The organism is Collinsella vaginalis (assembly GCF_900176655.1).
Taxonomy (GTDB): Bacteria; Actinomycetota; Coriobacteriia; order Coriobacteriales; family Coriobacteriaceae; genus Collinsella; species Collinsella vaginalis.
In genome coordinates this window covers 914,042-939,597 of sequence record NZ_LT838843.1, presented here as the reverse complement: position 1 = coordinate 939,597, position 25,556 = coordinate 914,042, and the positions used below count along the sequence as shown (strand labels likewise).

The window sequence follows — 25,556 nt, the reverse complement described above, 5'->3', positions numbered from 1 at the left end:
CCGCGGCGCCCCGCGATCAGTTGCGTGAGAAGAACGGATACGTTGTGCGGGAGTCCATGATGCCGTCGAGCAGATCGGAAGCGTCCGTAGAACCCCCATCACGACGACGCTGCGAGCCTCGGAGACGTTCCTGCAGGTGCTGGAACTCCTGGACGATCCGCTCCTCCGAGCCCTCCGTCGCGATGGAGTCAACCTGCTCCGAGCTCATTCCCATCATCCCACCGATAAGCCCGATGATCTCCCGGCGCATCCTGCCCATCTCACCCTCGCTGGACTCCTGGTACCGCTCAACGGCGGCGTCCGCGAGTTCATCGGCCGTCAGCGCCTCGGCCCCACGCCGGCCCAAATCGGACCACGCCAGCTGCTCGGGCCAGAGGAGCTCCGAGAAGGAGCGCGCCGAGACGATCGGATAGCTTGGCATACGCCGACGCTTCGCCTCTCCACGGCGCACCAGGAGAAAAAGCATGGCGACGGGGGCGTTTCCGTCATCCGCATGGGGCACCTCCTCCAGAGCCAGGCCACGGTCGACGTGCCCTTCAAGAGCGGCGTCGACCTCGCTCGGCTCGAGGCTCCGCAGCAGACCGCCAACGCGATCCGCATATGCCGGATCACGATACGATCCCTCGACCGCGCGGTCGAGTAGCTCCCCCATGGCCTCGCGCACGGCCGCGAGACCGAGCACGAAGGGCGGGAGGACCGCCGAAATTCGATTGCGATACCGTGCGAGAAACTCAAGCTCTGTCAGGTAAACATCGCCGAAGGGGGCGATCATGCCGAACCCCGTGAGGGCGCCATTCCCCACAGCGAGGGCGTAGTCGGTCTTCGTGAGGGCGGAGATGGGAAAGGCCCCCAGCTCGGCTGCGGTGTCCTCGAGGCACAGGCCCTCGGTGCCCTCGCGCAGCCGCCGCGACGAGGCCCGCTGCTCCGGCGTATCGCGATCCGGAAGCTCCGCGGCCCCCTCAACGGTGCGCTCGACGAGGCGAATATGCAGGGTCGACGCGATCTCGCGAACGTGGGCGGACCGGCGGGACTCGGCAGCCTCCTCAGCCGGGGTCCTCGCGCCCTCGTTCCCCATATGGACTCCGATCACATTGCGTGGCCCCAGCGCATCGACAGCAAGCGCCGCGACAAGGGATGATGGCAGATCGCCGCGAAGATGGACGATGCTCCGATTCGCGCCGCTTGCGAGCACCGTGTCCCTCAGATGGAGCCGCAGGGCCTCCCAAAGCCACTCACGGCGATCAAAGTGCGGGAGCAGATGCTCATTGAGGGGCTCAGACGGAAGCCCGCGCTGAACCTCGTGAACGAGAAGACCCTCCTCGAAGCAGGGGGCGGCTGCGACCACCTGCCCCATCTCATCAAGGAGGAACGATCCCCCTGTGTAGGCAGCCCCGTCGAACCCGCCGATGGGCATCATATGGGCGATCCACACACGGTGCTCGCGCGCAAGATCCGGGAACCCGCTCTCAGACATCCCCGCAACGCCACTGCTCGTCGGATCTATGATGTTGAGGCCGCCCACTTGGAAGGACAGAATTAGATCGCAACCTGGTGGAATATCCTCGATATCGCGTGCGAGATCGAAGGTCACGGCGATCCGAATGTCCCCGATATCGAAGACGGGCGGAGTCCAGGGGGCGAAGGGCGACCCTTCCTTGAATTTCATGAAAGCCAGGCGCATCGGGCTGACATGACCATCGCGCAGCAGCGCAACCTCAAAGACCGAGCCCTCCCCCACGGGCACCACCATCGGAATGAGGCAGCTGATTCCATGCAGCGCACGCGAAACAGAAAGATCCTGCAGCGCGGAAAGCATCTGATGCTGAAAATTAGGTGCGTCGACGAGCGCGCCGGGCATGATCCCCATGAGCAGCGGGGCGGGGGTGATGAGCAGCGTCGCCCCTTGACGACGGGCGAGATGCGCCTGCTCCTCGATACGCGAGCAGATCCCCGGGATATCCCCGAGTCTCATATCGATCTGCGCCATGGCGAGTTTCATCAAACCCCTCCCTCGGTACTCATGTGAACCAGATCCCCATATGAAAAAGAGGGCCGTCCGCTTGCTGCGAACGGCCCTCGGATGCGTCTGTCGTTCGACTAGAACGTGGCCTTCCAGAGGCCGTGGAGGTTGCAGAACGCGTACACGGTACCCGACTTCGCACCACCGGCGAAGAAGGTTGCCGGCGTCTGCCCGGGCTTGAGGTAGTGGACCTCCAAGCGCCCCTCGGCCTCAAGCGCGATCCACTCGATGTAGTGCTCCTCGGTCATCGGGTGCTCGACCTCACCAACCGTGACATGGATGATGTGGCCGTCGCGCTGAAGGTCGACGACAGGGACGTGCTTCTCAACGGCGGCATCAACGGTATTCGCCTCAACAGCCTCATAACCCTGCGGAGCCTCGACATCCTCAGCGGAGATCAGGAACGCACCGGTCTCGGTGTTCTTCAGAAAGACAGACATACAGGCATCCTTTCGATTCAACGGTGTGCAGACACGAAATGATTATGCCCCCGCCAGGCGACGGCATACCGAGAATGCATTGAAATCAACAGGAGCCCAGGACCATGGATCTTCCACCCAGCTGAGCTTAAAAACAAGGAGTCAAAGATAAGAGAAAAGGGCNTACGCGCGCTTTACGCCCAATGAATCCGGATAACGCTCGCCCCCTACGTATTACCGCGGCTGCTGGCACGTAGTTAGCCGGGGCTTCTTCTGCAGGTACCGTCTTGTCTCATCCCTGCTGAAAGCGGTTTACGACCCTAGGGCCTCCATCCCGCACGCGGCGTCGCTGCGTCAGGGTTCCCCCCATTGCGCAAGATTCCCCACTGCTGCCTCCCGTAGGAGTCTGGGCCGTGTCTCAGTCCCAATCTGGCCGGTCGGTCTCTCAACCCGGCTACCCGTCGCGGGCACGGTGGGCCGTCACCCCGCCGTCTACCTGATGGGCCGCGGAGCCATCCCCTCCCGTCTGGGCTTTGCCCGCCCGGCCATGCGGCCGGGCGGGGTCATCGGGTATTACCCGCGGTTTCCCGCGGCTATCCCCGGGGTGGGGGCAGGTTCTCCACGTGTTACTCAGCCGTTCGCCACTCGCCTCCATCCGAAGATGGGTGCCGTTCGACTTGCATGTGTTAGGCGCGCCGCCAGCGTTCATCCTGAGCCAGGATCGAACTCTCCGTCCAAGAGGGGCCGCTCGGGGCGGCCCCTTAGTGGGCGCGGGAGCCCGTCCGGCCGGCGATGACGCCGATCGGATTCCATTCGTTGTAAAGATATCCGCCGTTCTGTCCTCAAGAAAGGAATATCACAGGGGGCCGCCCCGACGGGGCGTCCCTCGTCCATTCGCTTGACTTGGTCACATCACTGCTTATCTCTTCTGAAGTGGTATCTCTCCACCTGTTCCGTGTCCCGGGGGTCTCCCCCCGGGCCCTCGCAGTATCCGGTTCTGAAGGTGCCCGCCGCCGCGTCCCCGGACCCCCTTTCGGGCCCGCCCGGCTCCGCGCGGCAAGGAGACATAATGCCAGACCCCGGGCCCGCCGGGGTCGGGGATCGGGGTCTCCACGGGACCGACACAAAAGGGGGGTAGTTTAATTGAGGATTCTGACTCTGCTCCGTCTGCAATCGCGGCATTACCTCCCTTTGATTTCTCTAGGCGACCTTCTGTAACAACTTGCGACGAATGACTTGATTACCATGATTGACATTGGCGTCAATATGCAATGGAACTGTGCCATATCTCATGCGTAACTGATCCCTTCCCCGCCTACGGGGCAGTTTCACCTACGCGGGTCTCTATCTACACTTTCCCGACAGCCCTATCGATCAGCTACGACAAGATGTACCGCTGGCATTGGTTGATCACTAGGTGGATCGAGCCGCTGTGTCCTAAATCACTCAATCGACCCGACCTTTGCCCGCCTTTATGCTGTTTCAACGTCCCAGCATCTTTCTATCCCCCGCCATCCGCACCTGAAATCCCCGCGTGAGTCAAAACTAGAGGCCCACCATCAAGGCGGCGTGAAAAGCGGAGCGTCCTTTCGAACGCCCCGCTTAGGTGCAGACGGTAAACACCGAGCAGTTTTTATGCGCCCTGCTTGGCCTGCAATTTCGGAAGGAATGCCCTTATGCTTGCTAACGGTTGACCCATGCTAGTCTTTGCTGCAGCGCTTCCTTCTTCACATAGCGCTTCCTTCTGCACACATACGCACACGTTGCGTCCTCGCGATCTACGCTGCAAACACTCCGACGGCGCAGCCCAAAATGCAAACCGCAAATATGCCTAAGATGATCCAGATTGTCCTGACACCCCTCTTATATAACCAAAGGCAGATAAAGGTCGCCGCCAGAGGAAGTGCCCCTTGGAAGATTTCGTCGAGGATCCCTTGAATCGAAATCTCGGCTCCGCCAAGATTGAACACCAGTGATGTATTCAGCACGACCATGGTGGCGATCATGGCGCCAACAACTGTCATGCCCAACACGCCAGCAGCATCCGTCACCCTACCCATCAGATTATCCTGAGCAGATTTCTCGAGAAACTTAGTCCCCATATCATAGCCAAACCGTGCCGTTATCACGCGTGTTGCAATATTAATCACCGAGTAGATGAGAGCGTAGACAACCGGACCTAGGGGATTTCCGGTAGCAGCAAGTCCGATGCCGATGCCCGCAGCGACAACGCGAAACGTCCCCCAGTAAAACGAATCGCCAATGCCAGATAGTGGCCCCATCAAGCCCACCTTCACAGCATTAATGGTTGAAACATCGAACATAGGGTCTTTAGATGCCTGTTCTTCCATGGAAATTGACAGACCCGCCACAAATGGCAAAATATGAGGAGTCATGTTGAAGAATTCAGTATGGCGATCGAGAGCACTGTAATACTCATCATCGTTCGGATAGATTTTTCGCAACGGCTTCTCAAGGGTATACATGAAACCGTACGCCATCATCTTGTCGTATGACTGGGAGCATTGACTCGTGAACTGACGTAGGAATACACTTCGATACATATCAGACGTCATAATTGAGCCTGTATTTGCGTCCGAACCATCTACACCCTGAACTACATTCCTATTGTTGTCGATCATTAGAAATCATCCTCCTCAACAAGCTCGGCGGTTTCCGTGACCGGACCTTGCTTGAACATATTGAGCGCAGCGACACATGCAGCAAGGATGGCAACGCTAATCACATCCATCCCAAGGTAGGTCACAAGGATGAATCCAATAAACAGGTACGGGAGCAGTTTGTTGTTTGACATCGTACGAATTAGAAGTGCAAAGCCGACACAAGCCATCACACCTGAGGCAACGTTCAAGCCGTCCATCACAAACTGAGGAATCATCGATAAGGCGTTGTTGATGAGATCAGCTCCGAAGTAAAGCGAGCAAAACACCAAAAGCGCAGATGGAATGCCAATCGCAAGCGGAACAATAGTTAAATGGTATAGGTTAGCTCTACCGAGGTCATGCCTTGCAAGCGCGACGTCAATCTTCTTGCTCGCATATGCACCGGGTACGGCGTAACAGAAATTTCGCCAAACCTGAAGAAACACAGAAACAGGAAGCGCGAGCGCGACTGCAGCAGCTGCGCCAGCACCCGTTGTCACAGCAAAGGCGCAACCAAGAACTCCCGAGGCATATACCTCGGGCGGAACTGCAGCCCCAACCATCACAGAACCCATGAACATGGACTCAAGGACGGCGCCAACCATAACTGCTGACTGAACATCCCCCAGAATGAGTCCAACGAACAGACTCGTGAACAGGGGGCGCCCCAGCATGGTAATGCCGAGCAGCTGTTCGTCAAGCGAGGCCATGAACGCAACCAATGAAATCAAGATGAACTGGACAACCATGGTAGGTCACCTTCTCTTAAAACCGAAGCAAATCGATCTGAGCCACCTCGAACAACCGGTATATACAGTCCGAACCTAATAGTTCATCTGATGATAGTAGCGACGTGTGGTAAGCGGGTGATTGCGCACATTTGCGAGATGGCAGCTCAAACGTTCTGTGATGGTGTATATCACCATCGGAGACACGATTTTGCGAAACTCAGGATCGCTGAAGGGCAATTCAACCTCAGCGGTATCAAACTTGTTCACGCGAAGCTGAATGCCTTTCTCATCAGCAAGCAAATGTGTGAAGTTGTCAACGCGATCCATGAGATTGCGGGTGTCATCTTCGCCGTAAAGCATGATCAGGCTCGTACCTTCCTCACACAGCTCGATAGTGCCGTGAAAGAACTCGGCAGCGTGAATAGACTTGGTTTTAATCCACTGCATCTCTTCAAGGATACACATGGCGTAGTCGTAGGCCTCGCCCCACAACATGCCTGAGCCTAGAACCATGTGGTAGTCCAAATCCTTGAAATCCTCTGCCATGGCGGCGCAGCGCACATCCTGATCCTGTTTGGCCTTCAGAAGATACGGCTGAATCTGGCCAAACTCGTCCATGAATACGTCGTACTTGGGAAACGCGCCAGCGTTTTTAAGAAAGCGAGCAACCAGCGGGATCTGATAAGAGTAAATAGCTTCGCACAGCACGTCATCCTCAGCGAAGCTATAGAATTTGTAATCTGCAAACTCGGTGGCAGGGGTACCGTCGTTGGAAACATACATCATAGTGCGGGCACCGCTAGCCTGACAGTATTTTGCCGCTTCGATGATCTCGGGCGTTGTACCAGTGCGCGTGGAAAACACGCAGATGGACTCTTTTCCAAATGCTTTGGGCGGGCAGGCCAGGAACTCCGAAGCAATTTCGCAACGGACATCAACAGCTGCTGTTGTCGTATCGACCCAATACTTCATCGGAAGTGTGTGCGCCCACGTACCTCCGCAACCAATGAAGAAGATATTGGAGTAGCCCCGCTCACAAATTTCATCAACAGCCGTCTCAATCTGAGGTCGAAGCGCCAGCGCATCGCTGACAACCTTTGCGTAACGAGGTTCGTCGAAATTGAACATTGTCTTTCCTCCTTGGGTCGTTCCCCTTATTGAATCCCTATCTAATTTATTCTGATAGGTATTTCATATTTGTATATTATGTTCTATAACATTATATGTCTAGAAAAGATTTCCCGTACCGGTGAACGGTAGAGATTAGCAATCGATAGTGCTATTTACCTGATATTTTGATTACGTGGTGTGGCCGGTGAACGGTACTATGGATATAAACGAGTTCTGCGCTATCTTCATTTTCCATCTCAAAATCTAAGCGGGTAGGTACGGACACAGAAAAGCCGCAGGCATCTAAGCAATGTCTGCGGCTAACGCTGCGAGTGCACATCAGGAGGACGCTCAGCTTCTCTACAGTAGCTTACTCACGTTGATTTTTTCATCACCTGGAACCTGTCTAATTTCAATCTCAATTCCCTCATTTACAAGCTCTTTGAGGAGCTGCATGTCACACTCGGAAACAGGGGTGGTCACAGAGAGTTTGCGCGTGCAATCCTTCTGCGGCTTTGCACCCCCAAAATTGATGCTTCGTATGTTTCGATATCCCTTCGCGAGTCTGTAGGCATCTTCAACAGACTCAACAATGATGAATAGGTTATACGGATCAGTCACGCCGCTGTTAAGAGCCGTAATTGAATCCTCGACACTTTTGATCACAAGCTTACAGCCAGCTGGGCGCGCCAATTTCAGGGTCGTTATACGCATGCTGTCCTTGCTAACCGCATCGTTTGCCACCAAAAGGCAATTGGCGCCAATTGCTGACGTCCAGGCCATTGCAACCTGGCCGTGAATGAGACGATAGTCAATTCTCATAAGTTTAATCATGACAGTGGCCTTCCCTCGCCTTTGCCCAGTTTTGCTACGCGAAATGAAAGAAACGGATAGCCTGCAATCAGAACTCCTCATCCTCCCCACCTGCTGTGGCAAGGTTGTTGCAGAATACGATGCCCGCACGAGACTGCTCCACAGACTGTTCAACGTTTTCGAGGCTAAGTCTGTCTAGCCCACACGCCAACTCGATGACCAATCCCAAATTCATACCGGCGATGAGCATGAAGCCGCCATCCGCCATTCGAACCATGAATTCATTGTTCACCGATCCACCAAAAATATCCGTGATCACAACCCATCGGTCGTTTACGTGGCGCGACGCCAACCAAGCATCAATGAGCACGCCTACATCCATAGACGCCTCATCAACATAGGCGCATATGCTTTCGATCCTATCTGTCGGTCCAGTAAAAAGCTCTGCCGCCGCTTTCATTGCAGTCGCAAGAGGACCATGGCTCGCAAGCAGTATTTTATTCACTGTCTATCTCCTAACATAATGTTATGGTTTGTATTGTTAGAAGTAGTATCAGATTAAATGCATTATGTAGCGCTGAGATCGCTGTACCATCGGCAAACGGTAGAAGATAAGCGGACAACGGCGCCCATGTCGCCAGAAGACTGTGCGTCCAAAACTCTCTGCCTTATGGCCGCATAACCGTCAGTCTGACTTTTACAGGTAAAACTTGAGGCGCTCAGTGCAGTATACCTGTCTCGATATAAATAGCGGCTCACCGTACTCGTCATGCCATCTATCGACAAACAGCAATAGCGCTGAGCCCTCCTTGACTCCAAGATGTGTCGACTCAAGTTTAGTTGCATAGCAGACCTCAACGGTTCGCAGATTACTACCCAATGCAACGCATCGTGCGTTCAAGATTTCAAATATTGACCCCTCTAGGTTCTCGTGCTCTAAAAATGCGAGAGAAGCCCCGTAGCTATTTGTCTCCAGCATCGTTGGCTCGCCATCAACGAAACGTAAGCGTCTGCTTTTAAGAATACTCTCGTCTTCTTCGATATGAAAAAACTTACGGTCGCGTAGATTTGGATACACCCACTCAAGAGATAGCAGCCTTGTGGAAGGCTCTTTTCCCGCCATCCGGCACGAACAGCTGAAGCTTTCGCGATCGTCCGCGGCATACATATCCCGATCCGATGACACAAAGGTACCCTTTGCTCGAACTCGAACAACAATTCCAGCGTCTTCTAGCTCCTTTACAGCGGATCGAACTGTGATCCGACTCACCCCAAACTTCTCCATTAACTCATTCTCCGTGGGAAGTTTATCTCCCGGCCCATAGATACCTGCTTTTATCTGGGTATCCAAGTACCTTACGATCTGCTTATATAGTGGGATTGCGCTATTGGCGTTCACAGTATTCCTCCTTTTACAAACTAATGCACATCAGTTTTTGTCTTGAACAAGTTCGGCCAGGATGCTCAGCTGGTTTGCCCGATTCGAAAAATAGTACTTTGAGCAATCACCTCGTAAGATACGGCGGGTGAAGAGTATCGGCGATCCCGTTGTCGAATTGACGATTTCATCCGCAACAAACACGGCAGCAGGCATGGCAAGTTGCAACAACTCGGCATCATCTGCCAACGCAAGCTCCGACTTCAAGACAATGGAGGGAGAGATGTTACCCCGAATATGGATGTCTGTATGTTGCTCGATCATCTCATATAGCGAGTCAATCTCAAGCCCCGTATTCAGGAGAAACGAGAACCTCTCAAACGGTAGCCAAGTCTGTTCGAGTGCCACCGGAACGTTTTTGAGAGTTCTGAGGCGCTTGAGGAATACAGCGGCATCCCCTTGAGCGAGTTGGAGCCGTCGCGCAACATAAGGAGTTGGAATAGACCGGCAAAGGACAAGGATTTGAGTGGCTATCGGAATATCATGCTCAATGCAGTATTGGGTAAACCCCTGAGGAAACGCAAGGCTATCGGGCAGTTTGGGCTCCTGAAGATATATACCTTTACCTTGGTGCGGCGAGATTACGTTATATTCCTCCATTAGACTCAATGCACGCCTAACCGTCGTACGACTCACACAATATGTCACACAAAGATCCTGTTCAGACGGAAGCATGGAAGACGAGGCGAATTCACCCGATTCGATGCGAGTCTGCAGATCTTGCGCAACCTGGAGATACAGAGGGCACGAACTGTTCCTACACAACACAGCAATTCCCTCCACTATTCTCGATCCACTAAGGTATGTTTATAACATACTATTTCGTATTGTTTATAAACACGTGAACGCACTTTCACATTGGAACCAAATGGGAATATGGGTAACAACCGCACGCCATAATACGGAGCGGTAACAAAACTGCACATAGATATGTGGCATCGGTAAACTGCAAGGTTGATCCCAACAAAAGGAAGCCCGACACGCGGGGCAAAAGAAAAGGGCACTATACAGTGCCCTTTCTACATCGCAAATAGCTGAACGAGAGTTAGCCCTCGAGGGCCTTCTTGGCGATGGTGGCGAGCTCGTTGAAGGACTCGATGTCCTCATAGGCCATCTGCGAGAGGACCTTGCGGTCGAGCTCGATGCCAGCGAGCTTGAGGCCGTGCATGAACTGAGAATAGGAGATCTCGTTCATGCGAGCGGCGGCGTTGATGCGGGTGATCCACAGGCTGCGGATCTCGCGCTTCTTGTTGCGACGGTCGCGGTACTGATACTGGAGCGAGTGCTGCACCTGCTCCTTGGCGTACTTGTAGCTGCGCGACGCCTGACCGTAATAGCCCTTGGCGCGGTTGAGGATTGTGCGGCGCTTCTTCTTGGCGCTCACTGCGCGCTTGACACGTGCCATATCTGATCAACTCCTAGTCGTGAAAAGGTGGGTTTGGAAGACGGCTTAGCGGCCGGCGAGGCGGGCGGTGACGACCTTCTTATCGGCTGCGGCGATCTCGCCCTCCTGACGGAAATTGCGCTTGCGCTTCGTGGTCTTCTTGGTGAGGATATGGCTCTTGAACGCCTTGGCACGCATGAGCTTGCCGGTGCCGGTGCGGCGGAAACGCTTCTTGGTGCCGCTGTGCGACTTCATCTTGGGCATGAAACTCTCCTTCAATTCCTGTATTTACTTCGTGCTATCGCTGTCCTCATCGCCGGCGTCATCCGTATCGAACGCGCCCTTGATGGGGGCGAGGAGCATCAGCATGTTACGGCCCTCAAGCTTCGGGGCGCTCTCGACCGTGGCGAAGGGCTTGAGATCCTCCGCGAGGCGCTCAAGCACGTTGAGACCCTGCTCCGGATGGGCCATCTCGCGGCCGCGGAACATGATGGTGATCTTCACGCGCGCGCCCTTCTTGAGGAAGCGCAGCACGTGGCCCTTCTTGGTCTCATAGTCGCCGACGTCGATCTTGGGACGGAACTTCATCTCCTTGACCTCGACGCGCGACTGGTTCTTGCGTGCCTGCTTGGCCTTCATGGCCTGCTGGTACTTGAACTTGCCGTAATCCATGACCCTGCAAACCGGGGGGTCCGCATTCGGCGCGATCTCCACCAGGTCAAGACCCTGATCGTCGGCGATGCGCTGGGCATCGCGGATCGAGAAGAGGCCGAGCTGGGAGCCGTCGACGCCGATCAGGCGGCAACGCGTCGCCGTGATCTCGTCATTAATGCGGGTGTCGTCAGACTTAGCTATGTCCATACCTCCGTTCAAAACACCCTGTACAACAAAACCCGGAGCCACAGGCGGCATCCGGGTTCACAGACTGGGAAGCTGCAAGGATGATTGCCTTGCGAGATCTTCTGTTGTGTGACCAGACAGCTACCGTGTGGCGCCGAAAGGTGGGGATCCGCAGATCCCGCTTGGCCGCTGCAGAAGCAGCGCGGTATATATGATAACACAAATAAGAGGGGCTCCATGGCTTCTGCATGGTTTTGGTTCACATCGGTATGGCCAATGCTGTGAAGCGCTGTGGGAGGACCGCATGCGGTCCGGCGCGCGGCGCAGGTCCCCTTGGGAACGCGCAAGGAGCGCGCTAAGTGCCGTGGTGCCCGAGGTGAGATTCGAACTCACACGCCGTCGCCGGCGGAGGATTTTGAGTCCCCTGCGTCTGCCATTCCGCCACTCGGGCATGGGACGTATAGTACCACGACCGCCGCCGGGCACATGGGACGTATAGCCGGTGCCTCCCGTGCGGGCGGAATCTGCTCGCAGGCACCCTGTCGAACTGAAAGCTCCTCCTGAGGACCTAGCGGCTGACCCTTCCCGACAAAAAGCCCGCCGGCTGCGCTTCCCCTGGGTGCAAGGGAGGCGCCGCCGACGGGCCGGGGCACAAACGTGCGGAATACAGGCGCTCTTACGCCTTGTTGACGGAGCCGAACTCCTCCATGAGCTCCTTCGTGCGGGCGACGATGGCGTCGCGGCCCGGCTTCAGGAGCTTGCGGGGGTCGAAGCCCTTGCCCTGCTGGTCCTTGCCGGCCTCGACGTACTCACGCGTGGCGGCCGCGAAGACGAGCTGGAGATCGGTGTTCACGTTGATCTTCGACACGCCCAGGCTGATGGCCTTCTGGATCTGGTCCACCGGGATGCCCGAGCCGCCATGGAGCACGAGCGGGAGATCACCCGTCAGGGCCTTGATCTCGCCGAGGCGCTCGAAGGAGAGGCCGGCCCAATCCTCGGGGTACACGCCGTGGATGTTGCCGATGCCGCAAGCCAGGAAGTCAACGCCCAGCTCGGCGATCTGACGGCACTGCTCGGGATCTGCGAGCTCACCGTTGGAGGTGACGCCATCCTCGGTGCCGCCGATGCCGCCGACCTCGGCCTCGACCGAGATGCCCTTGGCGTGGGCGAGCTTGACGATCTCAGCGGTGCGCTCGAGGTTGAGATCGAAGGTCTCCTCGTGGGAGCCGTCGTACATGACCGAGGTGAAACCGGCCTCGATAGCGGTATGGCAATCCTCGAAGTTGCCGTGATCGAGGTGGAGCGCCACGGGCACGGAGAGCCCGGTGGCCTCAGCGGCGGCCTTCACCATATCGGCGCAGACCTTGAAACCGCCCATCCACTTGGCGGCACCGGCGGTGCACTGGATGATGAGCGGGGACTTGGCTTCCTCAGCGGCCTGGAAGATGGCGAGCGTCCACTCCAGGTTGTTGGTGTTGAACGCACCGAGGGCGTACTTGCCGGCCTCGGCCTGCTTGAGCATGTCAGCTGCGTTTACGAGCATCGTGAACCTCCATGTTCACCCGTTTATGAAAACGGCCTTATCTTAGCACGATGGTATATACCCGCTGGCCCGATAGCGCCATCGTGGGAAAACGTCAGGAACAGATCAGCTTTCAGGATCTGATCGAGAGCGCGGGCTCGCATCGGACCGGACCGGCCCTCAGCGTGAATCTCATAACCTCTGCGCAAAGACTCCCCGTTCTCCCCTCCCGCGACATCAGCGCAGCAGGTGGATCGCAGGCCTCTTGCAGTGCGCCGTCAGCGCTCGAAGTGCCTCAGACCCCGTATCATGAAGAGGTTCTCCGCGCGCTCCTGGCCGATGGTCGTCGTGGGGCCATGTCCGATCAGGCAGAGGGTGTCGTCCGGCATCAGATGGGCCATCTTGCCGAGGGAGCGCATGATCTCCGCGTCGCTGCCGCCTTCAAGATCGGTTCGGCCGTGACCTCCCGGGAAGAGGGTGTCGCCCACGAACGCCACGTTGCCCGTGGTGGCCGCGCAGAACAGCACGATGCCGCCGGCCGTGTGACCGGGGACGTTGAGGACCTGGAGACGCACGTCGCCGAAGGCGATCTCGTCGCCCTCGCCCAGGAGGCGTGTGGGCTCGCCGGGATCCTCGGTCTCGTAGCCCCAATTCTCCTTCATGTGTTGAATCGCCGCGGAAACGAAGGCGGCATCCGTGCGCGAGATCAGGTAAGGGGTGTCCGCACCGAGCACTCGGCGCATGCCCGCAACCCCGCCCACATGGTCGGCATGGCCGTGCGTGCAGATGAGCGCGCGAATGGGAACACCGGGATGGCGCAGGGCGAACTGCCGGGCGAGCTCCGCCCCATCCCAGGCGGGATCGATGACGACCGCCTCACCGCCTGATAGGGCGAAATAGGTGTTCGTCTGGATAGGGCCGTTCTCGATGCACTCGATCTGCATCGAGCCGACCGGCGTGAGGTCGAGTGAGGCCGGCTGATCATCCATGGGGGCTCCTCTCAGGCGGCAGGGTCGCCGCCGGGATGCGGTTCGGTTTAACTCGTCACCTTATACCCATGAGGATGCCGGCATGCGCCAGGCCATGCACGCTCACCCGATGCCCAACCGGCCCTTCACCTCCGTCGCTCGGCGGCGGGACACCGGCACGCTCGCGTCGACGCGGTCGAGCCTGAGCTCGATGAGGCCACCGCGCGAGACCTCGACGTCGTGGACGTCGTCCACGTTGACGATGTAGCTGCGGTGCACCCGTATGAAACCGTCCTCGGTGAGGCGGCGCTCGAGCTCGGAGATCGACTCGTTGACCAGGTACTCCCCTCCCGGGCAAATCACCTGCGAATAGTCGGCGCGGGCCTCGATGTAGCAGATGTCGCTCACCGGGATGAAGGCACGCGAGCCACCGCGCTCGACCGCAAGGCGGTGTGTGCGCTCGACACCGGTGCCAGGCCTGCCGCTCGAGAGCTTCGCGGTGATCTTGTCGAGCGCCTTGGACAGGCGGTTCGTCTCGACGGGCTTCATCACGTAGTCGACCGCGTCCAGCTCGAACGCCGTGGCGGCGTGCTCGGAGAAGGCCGTCACGAAGACGACGGCCGGGGGCGTCTTCAGGTTCTTCAGGGTCTCCGCAAGCTTGATGCCGCTCATCCCGGGCATCTGGATGTCGAGGAAGATCGCATCCGGGCGATCGGCGAGGATGCGCTCGACAGCCTCAGTTCCGTTTCCGGCCTCGGAAACCGTGCCGACGCGGCTGTCTTGCTCGAGCAGGTAGCGGAGCTCCGCGCGGATAGGCGGCTCGTCATCGACGATGAGCGCGCTCAGAAGTTGTTGGGTCACGTGATCCCTCCCCCTCGGGCCGGTATGCACCGGCGCATGCATCCCTCTCGATTCCCGGATGTCGGAGGCTTCCGGGAACCTCTTCACGCTTTAGAGCCGCCGCACCCCTCAGGCCGCCTGGGTCAACGGCGGGGCGGTCTGCGTCGGTTCGTGCGGTTCCCCCACGAGCTCGACGGTCACACAGGTCCCAACGCCCTCGACGGACTCGATGCGAATGCCCGACTCCACACCGAAGAAGAGGTGAATCCGCATGAGGACGTTGGAGAGCGCGAGGCCGGCGCCGCGCTTGATCGACCCGTCGGCCGTGACGGTCTCGGGTTCGTCGATGGCGGCCTCGCGCGGCTCGAGCGCCCGCTCGAGCACCTCCTTGCTCATCCCGATGCCGTCGTCTGCGACCTTGATCTCGACACCGCGGTCCGTCACGCGCGAGGAGATGTCGATCGTCAGCGGATCAGCCTCGCGCATCGCGTGCTTGATGCAGTTCTCGAGCAGCGGCTGGAGGATGAAGGGCGGCACCAGGCGGGCCATAGCCTCCTCGTCCATCTCTGCTCGCACGCGCAGGCGCGCCTCCCCGTAGCGGGCCTGCATGAGGTTGATGTAGCGGACCCCCTGCTCGATCTCGTGCTCCAAGGTGGTGAGGTCCTCGGAGCTCGAGAGGGTCTGCCGATAATAGTTCGAGAAGTCGATCAGCAGCGAGCGCGCCTTCTCGGGCTCCGTGCGCACGAGCGAGACGATGGTGCCGATGGTGTTGAACAGGAAGTGGGGGTCGACCTGGGACTGCAGGGCGCGCAGCTCGACGCGGGCGGACGCCTCCGACTGGCGCTCGAGCTCGAAGCTAGCCAACTGGGTTGAGATCAGGTCGGCGAAACCGGTGGCGAGCGCCGTCTGCCGCATGTCGATGTTGCTGAAGCGTGGATAGTACAGCTCCATGGTGCCCATGCAGGTGCCCCGGACGATGAGCGGTGCGGCGATCCCGGCTCCCAGGTGCGGGAAGAACCGGCGGTCCTCGGTGCCCTCGCGGGAGAAGACGCTCACCTGCTGTGTGCGGATCACGCGCAGCGTGTTCTCCAGGACGACCGGCTGCCCCGGTTTGCAGCGATCGGAGCCCTCGCCCCAGCTCGCGAGGACCTGGCTACCGTCTGTGATGCACATGGCCGAGGCCATGGTCTCGGGGAGGATGATCTGGCAGGTGTCGAGCGCGACCGCCGGTGACATGCCGTTGCGGGTATGGACGAAGATCTTCGAGGCGATGGCCAGGGTGCGGTCCGTGGCGCTCGAGGTGAGGTCGTCGGGGATGACGAAGACGTACGAGAAGAAGAAGCACAGGAGCACGAGGCCGGCGATGGTCACCACGGCGGGCACGGGGTTGGGGACCTCGGCGACGATATCCCATGCGAGGAGGGCGAAGAGCATGGGGACGCAGAGGCCCAGGAGCACCGTCATCACGAACTGAGCGGACCCGAGCACCTTCGTGGGGTTCATGTGCTGAGAGAACCGTATGGGATTTGGGAAACGGGGCACGGGTCCTCCTTGTGGACGCAGGCTCTGCACACATTATATCAAGCGGCCGCTCACGAAGACGGGGCAGGTCCGTGAGCGGCCCCACTTCCTCGGTGAGCAAAATACCCCCTGCTCCGAGAGGAGCAGGGGGCGGAGAGGAGAGATCTCTCTGGTGCTGCGCTACGCCGAGTACTTGTTGCCCTCGCCGAAGGTGCCGGAGTCCACGATCCAGCCGTCCTTCATGATGACGTCCATGTTCTCGGGCGTGAGATCGTGGATGTCCTTCGAGGGGTCTCCGTTGACCACGAGGAGATCGGCGAACTTGCCGGCCTCGATCGAACCGGTCTCATCCTCGCAATGGGCCATCTTGGCGCCGTTGAGCGTGGCGCAGGTGATGGTCTCGAGCGGCGAGAAGCCCACCTTGTCGACGAAGTCGTACATCTCCTCGATGGTGCAGTTGCCGTATGGGGTCACGAAGCTGAACGAGTCGGAGCCGATGGTCATGACCACGCCGCGCTTCTTGGCCTCGCGCAGGCAGTCGTAGTTGCGCTGGAGCTCCTTCTCGACGAGGGTGCCCTCGTACTTGTCGTGCAGCTCGGGCACGTAGACGGGCGGATAGGTGGAGTACCAGGTGGGCAAGAAGGCGATGGTGGGCGTGAAGAAGGTGCCCTGCTCGGCCATCAGGTCCATCGTGCGCTCGTCGATGTCGAAGCCGTGGATCAGCTGCTCGCAGCCGAAGCGGACGGAGTCGTATGCGGCGGCGTGGTTGTTGTAGGAGTGGCTCCACACGGGGATGCCCACCATCTTGGCCTCATCGACCACGGCCTTGATCTCCTCGGAGCTGTAGTGCTGGTCGCGACCGGAGTCCCAGCGCCAGATGCCGCCGCCGGTGGCCCAGATCTTGATGGCATCGGGGTTCTCGCGCAGGCGCTGGCGGACGGCCTTGCGCAGATCCCAGGGGCCGTCGACCTGATCGCCCCACGGATGGCTCTGCTTGTTCTCGAGCTGGCTGCAGTGATGCGAGTCACCGTGGCCGGCGACGCGGCAGAAGCCGAGGCCGGTGGCGTAGACGCGCGGGCCCTTGAAGACGCCCTTGTTGATGCAGTCGCGGACGTGGATGCCGAAGCGGCCGATCTCGCATACCGTGGTCAGACCGTGGGTCAGGCAGTCGTAGGACTGCTTGACGGCGACGGCCTGCTTCTCGAGGAGCGGCTGCATGACCCAGTCGGTGTCGTCGTCGGTGAGGTTGCCGGAGAAGTGCAGGTGGGTGTCGATCAGGCCGGGCATGACCGTCTTGCCGGAGGCGTCGATGACCTCGTAGCCGCCGTCGGCCGGGACATCCTTGTGCGCGCCGGCGTACTCGATCTTGCCGTTCTCGTCGACCAGGACGAGCGAGTTCTCTACGGGCTCGACGCCGGTGCCGTCAACGAGCTTGCCGCCTACGATCGCATACTTCTTTCCCATGGTTCCTCCTTTGGATCCATTTTCCTCACGTGACCTCCGCGCCGTGCGGCAGGCCCCGCGATTTCCCGAATACGTGAGCGGATGCGGATCGGTGGGCATCCGCCCGGTTGCGTGTCCCTAGGCCCTGCCCTTGTTGACGGCCTGGGTCACGAACATCAGCACGAGGCCCACGGCGAGCCAGCCCAGGACGATCGCCCAGCCGGCGAAGTCAAGCGACTCGGCGGTGATGGGGAGCACGATGAGGGCGATGATGATCAGGCCTGCGGCGACCGCGAGGGCGATGCCGAACTTGCCGCCCGGAACCTTGTAGGGCCGGGGCAGGTCGGGCTCGGTAAAGCGCATCTTCAGGCAGGCGAGCGCGACCATGGTGCAGGAGAAGATGAACGCGAGGGCCGAGACCTTCGTGAGCGGGATGAGCATGTTCTTGCCCATGAACGGGCCCACGAGGGTGATGACCGCAAGCACCACGCAGGCGAGCTTCGGCGCACCGGACTTCTCATCGACCACGGCGAACTGCTCGGGCAGCTGGCCCTTGCGGCCCATGGCGAGCATGATGCGGCTCGTCGCCCCGTAGAAGGAGTTCATGGGACCCATGGGGCCGAGCGTGGCGATGGAGAGCATGATGATGTAGAAGATGAAGTTGATGTTCTTCAGGCAGGCGAGCGCCGGGACGGGCGACTCGACGAAGGTGTGCCAGTTGAGGATCGTGCCGAACGAGTAGATGCAGACCACGTAGAAGCCGCCGGAGGCGAGCAAGGCAAGCGAGATGATCTTGCCGAACTTGTTCCAGTTCAGACCCTCTGCGGCCTCCTCGGCCTGCTGCGGGATAGTGTCGAAACCGGCGTAGAAGAACGGGGTGAGCAGCAGCACGGACATGATGCCGCTGAAGATGTTGTCGGCACCCGTCGCCGCGACGCCGCCGCCCGCGTTCGTGACCTGAGAGAACACCTGGCCTTCAAAGAGCGCGTTGCCGGGAGCGCCGGTGAAGATCGAGATGCCCATGGCGAGCAGCATGCCGCAGAGCAGGGCCTTGGTGAGGAAGGCCTGGAGCTTCGCCGCCGAGCTGGCACCGCGGAAATTCAGGAAGATCACGTAGGCCGCGAACCCGAGCGAGATGATCGTCGGGAAGAGGTAGACCTTCGCACCGAGGATCTCATAGAGCTCGACCGCCCGCAGCCACTCGAGGCCGGGGATGGTGCCGAACATGTCCGAGAGCAGCGTGGAGATGGCGATCGCCTCCCACGGGCACAGGATGCCGTTCCCCAGCGCGAGGAACCACCCTGTGATGTAGGACGGCACGCGTCCGAAGGTCCGGTCGACGTACTCGACGATGCCGCCCGAGATTGGGATGGCCGCCGTGAGCTCGCCGAACACCGCTCCGATGGGGACCAGGAAGATGGCCCCGATGAGGAATGCGATCATCGCGGGGACCGGACCGCCGCCGACGACCATCCAGTCGCCGACCTGGAGCACCCATCCCGTTCCGATGATGGCGCCAAAGCCGATGGTGAAGAAGTTCCACAACGAGAGCGTCTTCTTCATACCGCCTTGGTCGGCTGCGACCGCAGCCGCCTGTGTATCCGCCATACCGCTCCTCCTTTCCCAACTGTGGGCGCGCGAGCGCGCCTCCCCTCTTCGCCGTCGGCGTCACGGCCGCGGCCTTCTCTGGTGATCACCATAGGGAGGAAACTTGGGTTGTGCGGTCTGGTATCGACCGGGGGTGGGAGGACCCAGGCAGGCGGTCGTGATTCGCCGACGAACGGGACGGCAAGCGGAATCGGGGCCGGGCAAGCGGTATCAAGGCGCGGGATGAGCGGTCAAGGCGGACGCCTGTTGCGGGAGCGGTGCGTCGGGACGGCCGCATACGCGGCCTATCAGGTGGCGCCGCAGGCAGTGCCCCAGGTTTCGGCGATCTGTCAAAGAGATCGAGCAGCGGGCGCGATGCGCCGGCGGAGCCCTATCCCCGACGGCGCATCTGCCGGGCACCCTCGCCGGGCATGATGCGTCGCGCGTCGTAGACGGAGTCCACGCGGCTGATGCTCGCGAGCAGCGGGTCGAGCCCGCTCGCGTCCGAGATCTCAACCAGGAAGCGCAGCGTCGCGATCCCCTCGCGGTTCGTCGATGTGGCCGCCGAGAGGATGTTGCCGCCTGCATCGCCGATGGCGATCGTGACGTCCTTCAGAAGACCCATGCGGTCGAGGCACTCCACGACGATCTCGACCTGGAAGAGGGCATCGGCGCCGCCATCCCAGCCCACCTCGATCATCCGCTCGGGATGGGCCTGCAGCCCCTTGACGTTGGGGCAGTTCGCACGGTGCACGGAGACGCCGCGGCCGCGGGTGATGAAGCCCACGATGTCATCGCCGGCCACCGGGTTGCAGCAGTGAGCGAGGCGCACGAGCATATCGGTTCCGCCGCCTTGGACGATGACGCCGGAGCTCCCGGGTCGCGTGGTGCGCTGCGGGCGGCGGTTGCTCCCCCGCGCCTGCTGCCTCGCCTCGGTGACGACCTCATCGACCGACGGGTCGTTTCGTGGGGCCTTGGACTTGGGGTCGAGGATGGCCTCCACCTTGTTGGCGACGGCCTTGAGGGCCAGTTTGTTCGCGCCGATCGCGGCGAACAGGTCCTCGGTCTGCCGGTAGTTGAGCTGCTCGGCGATGGCGGCGAGGGCCCGCGTGGTGCGCTGGGTCGAGATGCCGTAACCGCGGCGGCGCAGCACCTTCGCGAGGGCGTCGCGGCCCTGGGCGGCATCGTCGTCCTTGGTGGCGGCAGCGAAGTACCTGCGGATCTTCGACCGGGCGGACGGCGTGCGCACGATCGAGAGCCAGTCGCGCGAGGGCTTCGATGCCTTGTTCGTGAGGATCTCCACGCGGTCGCCCATGTTGAGCTCATGGGAGAGCGGGGCCACGACGCCGTTCACCTTGGCTCCCACGCAGTGGTTGCCGACCTCGGTGTGGACGGCGTAGGCGAAATCGAGGGGCGTGGAGCCCGCTCGCAGGCTCATGACCTCGCCCTTGGGCGTGAAGACGAAGATCTCCTGGTCGAAGAGGTCCACCTTGAGGGAGTGCAGGAACTCCTTGGGGTCGTCGATATCGTCTGAGACCGCCCAGTCGAGGGAGCGCTTGAGCAAGTTGATCTGATCGTCCAGGCGTTGGGCGTCGCCCGTCTTGGAGGCCGTGGACCCCCCTGAGCTCTTGTAGAGCCAGTGGGCCGCGATGCCGTACTCGGCCTGCTCGTGCATCTCGTAGGTCCGGATCTGGATCTCGAGCGGGCGCGCCGTGGGCCCGATGACCGTGGTATGGAGGCTCTGGTAGTTGTTGAACTTCGGCATCGCGATGTAGTCCTTGAAGCGCCCGGGCATGGGGTGCCAGAGCGAGTGGACCGCTCCGAGGACCGAATAGCAGTCCCCCACCGAGTTGGTGATGACGCGCAGGGCCACGAGGTCGTAGATCTCGGAGAACTCCTTGCCCTTGCGCTTCATCTTCTGGTAGATGGACCAGTAGTGCTTGGACCGGCCGTGGATCTGAAATCCTGTGAGCCCGGCTTGGCAGAGCTCGTCGTCGAGCGTCCTGATGGTCTCGGCCAGGAAGCGCTCGCGGGCCTCACGGCTCTCCGAGACCATGCGCGCGATGCGCTGGTAGGCCACGGGCTCGAGGTAGAAGAACGAGAGGTCCTCGAGCTCCCACTTCATGGAGGAGATGCCCAGGCGGTCGGCGAGCGGGGCGTAGACGTCCATGGTCTCGCGGGCCTTGAAGAGGCGGCGGTCCTCGCGCAGCGCCGCCAGGGTGCGCATGTTGTGCAGGCGGTCGGCGAGCTTCACAATCACGACGCGGATGTCGCGGCTCATGGCGAGGAACATCTTGCGCAGGTTCAGCGCCTGCTTGGCGTCCATGCTGTCGACTTCGATGTTGGTGAGCTTGGTGACGCCGTCGACGAGCTCGGCCACCGTGGGCCCGAAGATCTCCTCGACATCGGCGAGCGATGTCTCGGTGTCCTCCACCGTGTCATGCAGAAGGGCCGCGCAGACCACGTCGCAATCCATCTTGAGATCGGCCAGGATGATGCCGACCTCGACGGGATGGTTGATGTAGAGCTCGCCGGAACGCCGTTTCTGGTCGACGTGCTTCTCCGCGGCGAAGCAGTAGGCGTGCTCGACCTTGGCCGCGTCCGCCTCGCTCATATACTTGCGGCAGAGGGCCGCGAGCTTGCCCCAGTGGTCCGCGCCGATCTCGGGCGGCAGGTCATCGGCACTCGCATAGTGCACCATGCGATCCGTGGGGAGGAGTGGAGCGTCCTCGGCGATGTAGTCGCGCGTGCCCGCAGGGGCCTCAGAAGTCTCGGCGTCCATGGCGAACCTCACTCACTCCGCACCGGGGACGATGGGCCTGTTGACGCGTGCAAGCATATCACGTGGGGATGCGGAGAGCGCCCAGCTGCGGAACGCCGCGAAGGCCATGCGCGCGCGGATTCCCTCGAGGTACCGGATGCTCTGCGTGAGGTCCACACGGCCGGGGCTCTCCACGACCTCGATGCCGCGGACGGCGCCGGGTCGAATGCGGATGAAGCCAAGCTCCTCGAAGATGCCGAGGGCGCAGGGGACGGCGCGCTCGGGCAGGGCAGCGCCCGCGTCGATGGCCGTGCACAGAGAGGCGATCTCGGCGTCCGTAGCCGTGAGCTGCCCTCCCGCACGGTCATCCCGCGAGCGCCACAAGGTCTGCAGGACGCGGTAGAGGACCACGAGCTCCGAGCGCTCGGGTGCGAGGTCGGTGAGCAGGCGCTCGTTGATGCGCGCGTCGCGGGCCGAGAAGAGCAGGTGAATGCTCGCGGGGTCGCCGTCGCGGCCCGCCCGCCCGCTCATCTGATTGAACTCGGTGTCGGAGAAGGGCATGTGGTAGAGAACCACATGCCGGATGCCGGGGAGGTTGACCCCCTCTCCAAACGCCGAGGTTGAGACGATGCAGCTGAGCCCGTCATCGCGGAACGCAGACTCGACCCGCCCCCGGTCGGCACGGGAGAGGCCGGCATTGTAGAAGGCGATGGCCGGGGCGCGGTCAGGCACGCGGCGGCGGAGGGTGCGGGCGAGCGCGACGGACTGCTCGCGCGAGTTGACGTAGACCACGCACTTCTCCCCCGTTGCCACGATCGACACGAGGCGGTTCTCACGGGCGGCGCTGTCACGGTCGTCATCGACACCGAGGTTCTCCCTGACGGCGTCATCGGTGACGGTGAGGGCGCCGGGTATGACCGCGCGGATGGCGCGGTCGGCCGCCGGCGTGGGGGTTGCCGTGCAGGCGAGGACACGGGGGTGGCCGAGGGTGGCGAACGCCTTGGGCAGGTCGAGGTAGGCTGCGCGATCCCCCCGGGCGGCCTCGGCGATGTGATGAGCCTCATCGAGGGCGATGAAGCCGATCCGATGCCCGACGGCGAAGCGTCGGGCATGGATCGTGAGGAACTCGGGCGTGGTGAGCACGATGTCGAGGCTGCCGTCTGCGAGCCCCCCGAAGGTGCGGTCTCGCAGCGCGGCCGGGGTCTCGCCCGTGAGCACGGCGATCCTCAAACCCAGCGGTGCCAGAGCGGCCTCCAGTTGAACGGCCTGGTCGGACACGAGGGCGCGCAACGGGTAGACGAAGACGCTCGCGCGGCCGGAGAGGATGGCCTCGCGGGCGGCGTGGATCTGGAAGATGAGCGACTTGCCGCGGCCGGTTCCCATGATCGCGAGGACGTCGCTGCCCGCAGCCAGGCCCGCGAGGGCCCGTGCCTGCGCGTCATGCAGGCTGGCCGAGCCGATGAGGGCGTGCGCGAGGGCGCGGGTGAGCTCCGTATACGGCAGGCGGGCGAGGCTCTCGCGGCGGGCGGCTGGCGCGGGGGCGGACACGGCGGGTGCATCCCCCGTGCCCGCGCAGCAGCAGGGCACCTCAGCGTCCGGTTCCGCGTTGGCGGCGGGGGCGGCACCTCCGTCATGGCGGAGGATGTCCTTGATCATGAGCTTGGTCTTGGTGCGCCCCGCCCAGGTCTCGGCAACCGCCTCAAAAACCAGATCGACCACGGTGTCGCACGCTGCAAGCGCGGACGGGTCGGGCGCGCGGAACATGATGGCCGGGATGCTCGCGGCGCCGTCAGTGGCGCAGAACCTCAGATGGTCCCCGGTGCGCCCGACGGTGGCCCGGTCTGTCATCGTGACGCCGGTGGCGGCGAAGACGGGCGTGCGGTTCCCCTGGCCGAAGGGTTCGAGCAGCGACAGCTGGCGCACGGTGTCGATATCGAGCTCCGAGAGCGACACCGCGGCTGAAATCTCCCCGGTGTCCACGAAGTCCTCGCAGGGAAGTTCGGCGAGGACCTCGCCCAGGCGCTCGCGCAGGGCGTCCAGGTTCTCGACCTTGCAGGTCACACCCACAGCCCCCGCATGGCCCCCGAATCGGATGAGGAGGTCCGAGCAGCGCTCGACGGCGTCGAAGAGGTTGATCGAGCCCACCGAGCGGCCGGAACCGCGGGCGATGCCGTCCTCGATGGAGAAGAGCAGCGAGGGGACGTGGTAGCGATTGGTGAGCCTGCTCGCGACGATGCCCTTCACGCCCTCGTGCCAGCCCGCGCCCCCCACCACGATGACGCGGCCGCCGTCGTAGGTCTCCTCGGCGCGCGCAAGGGCCTGGCAGGTGAGCTCCGCCTCGATATCGCGGCGCTCCTGGTTGATGCGCTCGAGCTCGCTCGCAAGCCGTCCGGCCTCGATGGGATCCTCGGCCATGAGGAGGTCGAGGGCGAGGGCCGGGTCGGCCATGCGCCCGGCGGCGTTCAGGCGCGGGATCAGCGAGAACGAGAGGGAGTCCGTGGTGACGGTCGAGAGGTCGGTGCGGGTCAGCGCCGCGAGCGCGATGTAGCCCGGACGCGTGGTGGCCCGCAGGCGGGCGATGCCGTCGGCCACGAGGGCGCGGTTCTCCGGGGTGAGGGTCATCATATCGGCCACGGTACCGAGGGCGGCGACCTCGGTATAGCGCCGCCAGAGCCCTGGGCGACCGAGGCGCTCGCCTAAGACCTGCACGAGCTTGAGCGCCACGCCGGCGCCGGCGAGCTCGCGCGAGGGGCCCTCGTCTGCGAGCTTGGGGTCGGTGAGCGGAACGCCTTCCGGCACGAGATCGGCCGGCTCGTGGTGATCGGTCACCACGAGGTCTATCCCGCGCTCGGCAAGGTAGGGAACCTCATCGCGGGCGGCGATGCCGTTGTCGACCGTGACGACGAGATCGGGGGCGCAGGCCTCGATCACCCGGTCGAGGGCCTCGCGGCTGATGCCGTACCCCTCACCGAACCGACGCGGGATGAAGGGGCATACGCGGGCCCCGAGCGCGCGGAGCCCCTCGGTGAGCAGGCAGGTCGAGGTGATGCCGTCCACGTCGAAATCGCCGAAGACGGCGATGGCCTCCCCATCCCGGACAGCACGGCAGACGCGATCGGCGACCGCAGCCATGCCGGGGATGGCGAGGGGATCCGCCCAGTCGCGGTCAAGGGACGGCGTGAGGAAGCGCCGCCCCTCCTCCACCGAGGCGATGCCATGGGAGGCCATGACCCGCGCGACAAGAGGCGCGATCTTGAGCGTTCGGGAGAGCTCGGCTTCAAGCTCGGAATGGGACGCGGCAACCGTCCAGCGGCGCGTCGACTGGAGCGTAGACATATGTATCAGATCCTACGGGCGTGCCCGCTTCGGCGGGCTTCTTGTTTGTACGGATCTGAGTATACGCTCTTGTGCGGACATACGGCACAGGGGTGACGGAACGCACCCGTGAACGGCGTTCGGGATCAAGCCGCTCAAAAGGCCCTTGTCTGGCACCGGC

20 protein-coding genes, 1 tRNA gene and 1 other annotated feature are annotated in these 25,556 nt (G+C 61.4%); all 21 genes read right to left on the bottom strand.

Features of this window, described 5'->3' with window-relative positions; all coding sequences use genetic code 11:
- Window positions 1–16: 16 nt before the first annotated feature.
- On the bottom strand, window positions 17–1,999 hold the full coding sequence (locus CAP13_RS06045) for an NAD(+) synthetase (protein WP_085830666.1): 1,983 nt from the start codon (window positions 1,997–1,999) through the stop codon (window positions 17–19).
- A 98-nt stretch (window positions 2,000–2,097) separates the two neighbouring features.
- Window positions 2,098–2,460 carry a desulfoferrodoxin family protein gene (locus CAP13_RS06040; RefSeq protein WP_085830665.1) on the bottom strand — a complete coding sequence of 121 codons (363 nt, stop codon included), beginning with the start codon at window positions 2,458–2,460 and terminating at the stop codon, window positions 2,098–2,100.
- Between the two features lie 130 nt (window positions 2,461–2,590).
- Window positions 2,591–3,170 (bottom strand) — a sequence feature (16S ribosomal RNA rRNA prediction is too short).
- Between the two features lie 1,047 nt (window positions 3,171–4,217).
- Complete coding sequence (locus CAP13_RS06035) at window positions 4,218–5,003, bottom strand: PTS system mannose/fructose/sorbose family transporter subunit IID (RefSeq protein ID WP_425429839.1); 786 nt, start codon at window positions 5,001–5,003, stop codon at window positions 4,218–4,220.
- 77 nt (window positions 5,004–5,080) lie between these two features.
- Entirely contained in the window at window positions 5,081–5,851 is a 771-nt protein-coding gene (locus CAP13_RS06030) for a PTS mannose/fructose/sorbose/N-acetylgalactosamine transporter subunit IIC (RefSeq protein WP_085830663.1), read from the bottom strand.
- Window positions 5,852–5,926: 75 nt separating this feature from the next.
- Window positions 5,927–6,961 carry an SIS domain-containing protein gene (locus tag CAP13_RS06025; RefSeq protein WP_085830662.1) on the bottom strand — a complete coding sequence of 345 codons (1,035 nt, stop codon included), beginning with the start codon at window positions 6,959–6,961 and terminating at the stop codon, window positions 5,927–5,929.
- Between the two features lie 342 nt (window positions 6,962–7,303).
- Complete coding sequence (locus CAP13_RS06020; protein WP_085830661.1) at window positions 7,304–7,777, bottom strand: PTS sugar transporter subunit IIB; 474 nt, start codon at window positions 7,775–7,777, stop codon at window positions 7,304–7,306.
- Between the two features lie 67 nt (window positions 7,778–7,844).
- Window positions 7,845–8,261 carry a PTS sugar transporter subunit IIA gene (locus tag CAP13_RS06015; RefSeq protein ID WP_085830660.1) on the bottom strand — a complete coding sequence of 139 codons (417 nt, stop codon included), beginning with the start codon at window positions 8,259–8,261 and terminating at the stop codon, window positions 7,845–7,847.
- Window positions 8,262–8,453: 192 nt separating this feature from the next.
- The gene (locus tag CAP13_RS06010) at window positions 8,454–9,155 is read right to left on the bottom strand and encodes a GntR family transcriptional regulator (protein WP_085830659.1); all 702 of its coding nucleotides are present in this window, start codon (window positions 9,153–9,155) and stop codon (window positions 8,454–8,456) included.
- A gap of 30 nt (window positions 9,156–9,185) precedes the next feature.
- Window positions 9,186–9,962 carry a GntR family transcriptional regulator gene (locus CAP13_RS06005; RefSeq protein ID WP_179184958.1) on the bottom strand — a complete coding sequence of 259 codons (777 nt, stop codon included), beginning with the start codon at window positions 9,960–9,962 and terminating at the stop codon, window positions 9,186–9,188.
- A gap of 277 nt (window positions 9,963–10,239) precedes the next feature.
- Complete coding sequence (gene rplT, locus CAP13_RS06000; RefSeq protein WP_085830657.1) at window positions 10,240–10,599, bottom strand: 50S ribosomal protein L20; 360 nt, start codon at window positions 10,597–10,599, stop codon at window positions 10,240–10,242.
- 45 nt (window positions 10,600–10,644) lie between these two features.
- Window positions 10,645–10,842, bottom strand: coding sequence for a 50S ribosomal protein L35 (gene rpmI, locus CAP13_RS05995; protein WP_085830656.1), 198 nt, complete (start codon window positions 10,840–10,842; stop codon window positions 10,645–10,647).
- Between the two features lie 24 nt (window positions 10,843–10,866).
- Window positions 10,867–11,439, bottom strand: coding sequence for a translation initiation factor IF-3 (gene infC, locus CAP13_RS05990; protein WP_179184957.1), 573 nt, complete (start codon window positions 11,437–11,439; stop codon window positions 10,867–10,869).
- Window positions 11,440–11,783: 344 nt separating this feature from the next.
- A tRNA-Leu gene (locus tag CAP13_RS05985) sits at window positions 11,784–11,869 on the bottom strand.
- A 225-nt stretch (window positions 11,870–12,094) separates the two neighbouring features.
- Window positions 12,095–12,961 carry a class II fructose-1,6-bisphosphate aldolase gene (gene fba, locus CAP13_RS05980; RefSeq protein WP_085830654.1) on the bottom strand — a complete coding sequence of 289 codons (867 nt, stop codon included), beginning with the start codon at window positions 12,959–12,961 and terminating at the stop codon, window positions 12,095–12,097.
- 257 nt (window positions 12,962–13,218) lie between these two features.
- Window positions 13,219–13,929 carry an MBL fold metallo-hydrolase gene (locus CAP13_RS05975; protein WP_085830653.1) on the bottom strand — a complete coding sequence of 237 codons (711 nt, stop codon included), beginning with the start codon at window positions 13,927–13,929 and terminating at the stop codon, window positions 13,219–13,221.
- A 102-nt stretch (window positions 13,930–14,031) separates the two neighbouring features.
- Window positions 14,032–14,769: a LytR/AlgR family response regulator transcription factor gene (locus tag CAP13_RS05970; RefSeq protein ID WP_245798921.1), complete on the bottom strand. Its 738-nt coding sequence runs from the start codon at window positions 14,767–14,769 to the stop codon at window positions 14,032–14,034.
- 108 nt (window positions 14,770–14,877) lie between these two features.
- Window positions 14,878–16,251: a sensor histidine kinase gene (locus tag CAP13_RS05965; protein WP_085830775.1), complete on the bottom strand. Its 1,374-nt coding sequence runs from the start codon at window positions 16,249–16,251 to the stop codon at window positions 14,878–14,880.
- Window positions 16,252–16,449: 198 nt separating this feature from the next.
- Window positions 16,450–17,733, bottom strand: a complete 1,284-nt coding sequence (locus CAP13_RS05960; protein WP_085830651.1) for a metal-dependent hydrolase family protein — start codon at window positions 17,731–17,733, stop codon at window positions 16,450–16,452.
- Between the two features lie 117 nt (window positions 17,734–17,850).
- Window positions 17,851–19,320, bottom strand: a complete 1,470-nt coding sequence (locus CAP13_RS05955; protein ID WP_085830650.1) for an APC family permease — start codon at window positions 19,318–19,320, stop codon at window positions 17,851–17,853.
- A gap of 370 nt (window positions 19,321–19,690) precedes the next feature.
- Window positions 19,691–22,081, bottom strand: a complete 2,391-nt coding sequence (locus CAP13_RS05950) for a RelA/SpoT family protein (RefSeq protein WP_085830774.1) — start codon at window positions 22,079–22,081, stop codon at window positions 19,691–19,693.
- Window positions 22,082–22,093: 12 nt separating this feature from the next.
- The gene (gene recJ / locus CAP13_RS05945) at window positions 22,094–25,396 is read right to left on the bottom strand and encodes a single-stranded-DNA-specific exonuclease RecJ (RefSeq protein ID WP_085830649.1); all 3,303 of its coding nucleotides are present in this window, start codon (window positions 25,394–25,396) and stop codon (window positions 22,094–22,096) included.
- Window positions 25,397–25,556 lie beyond the last annotated feature (160 nt).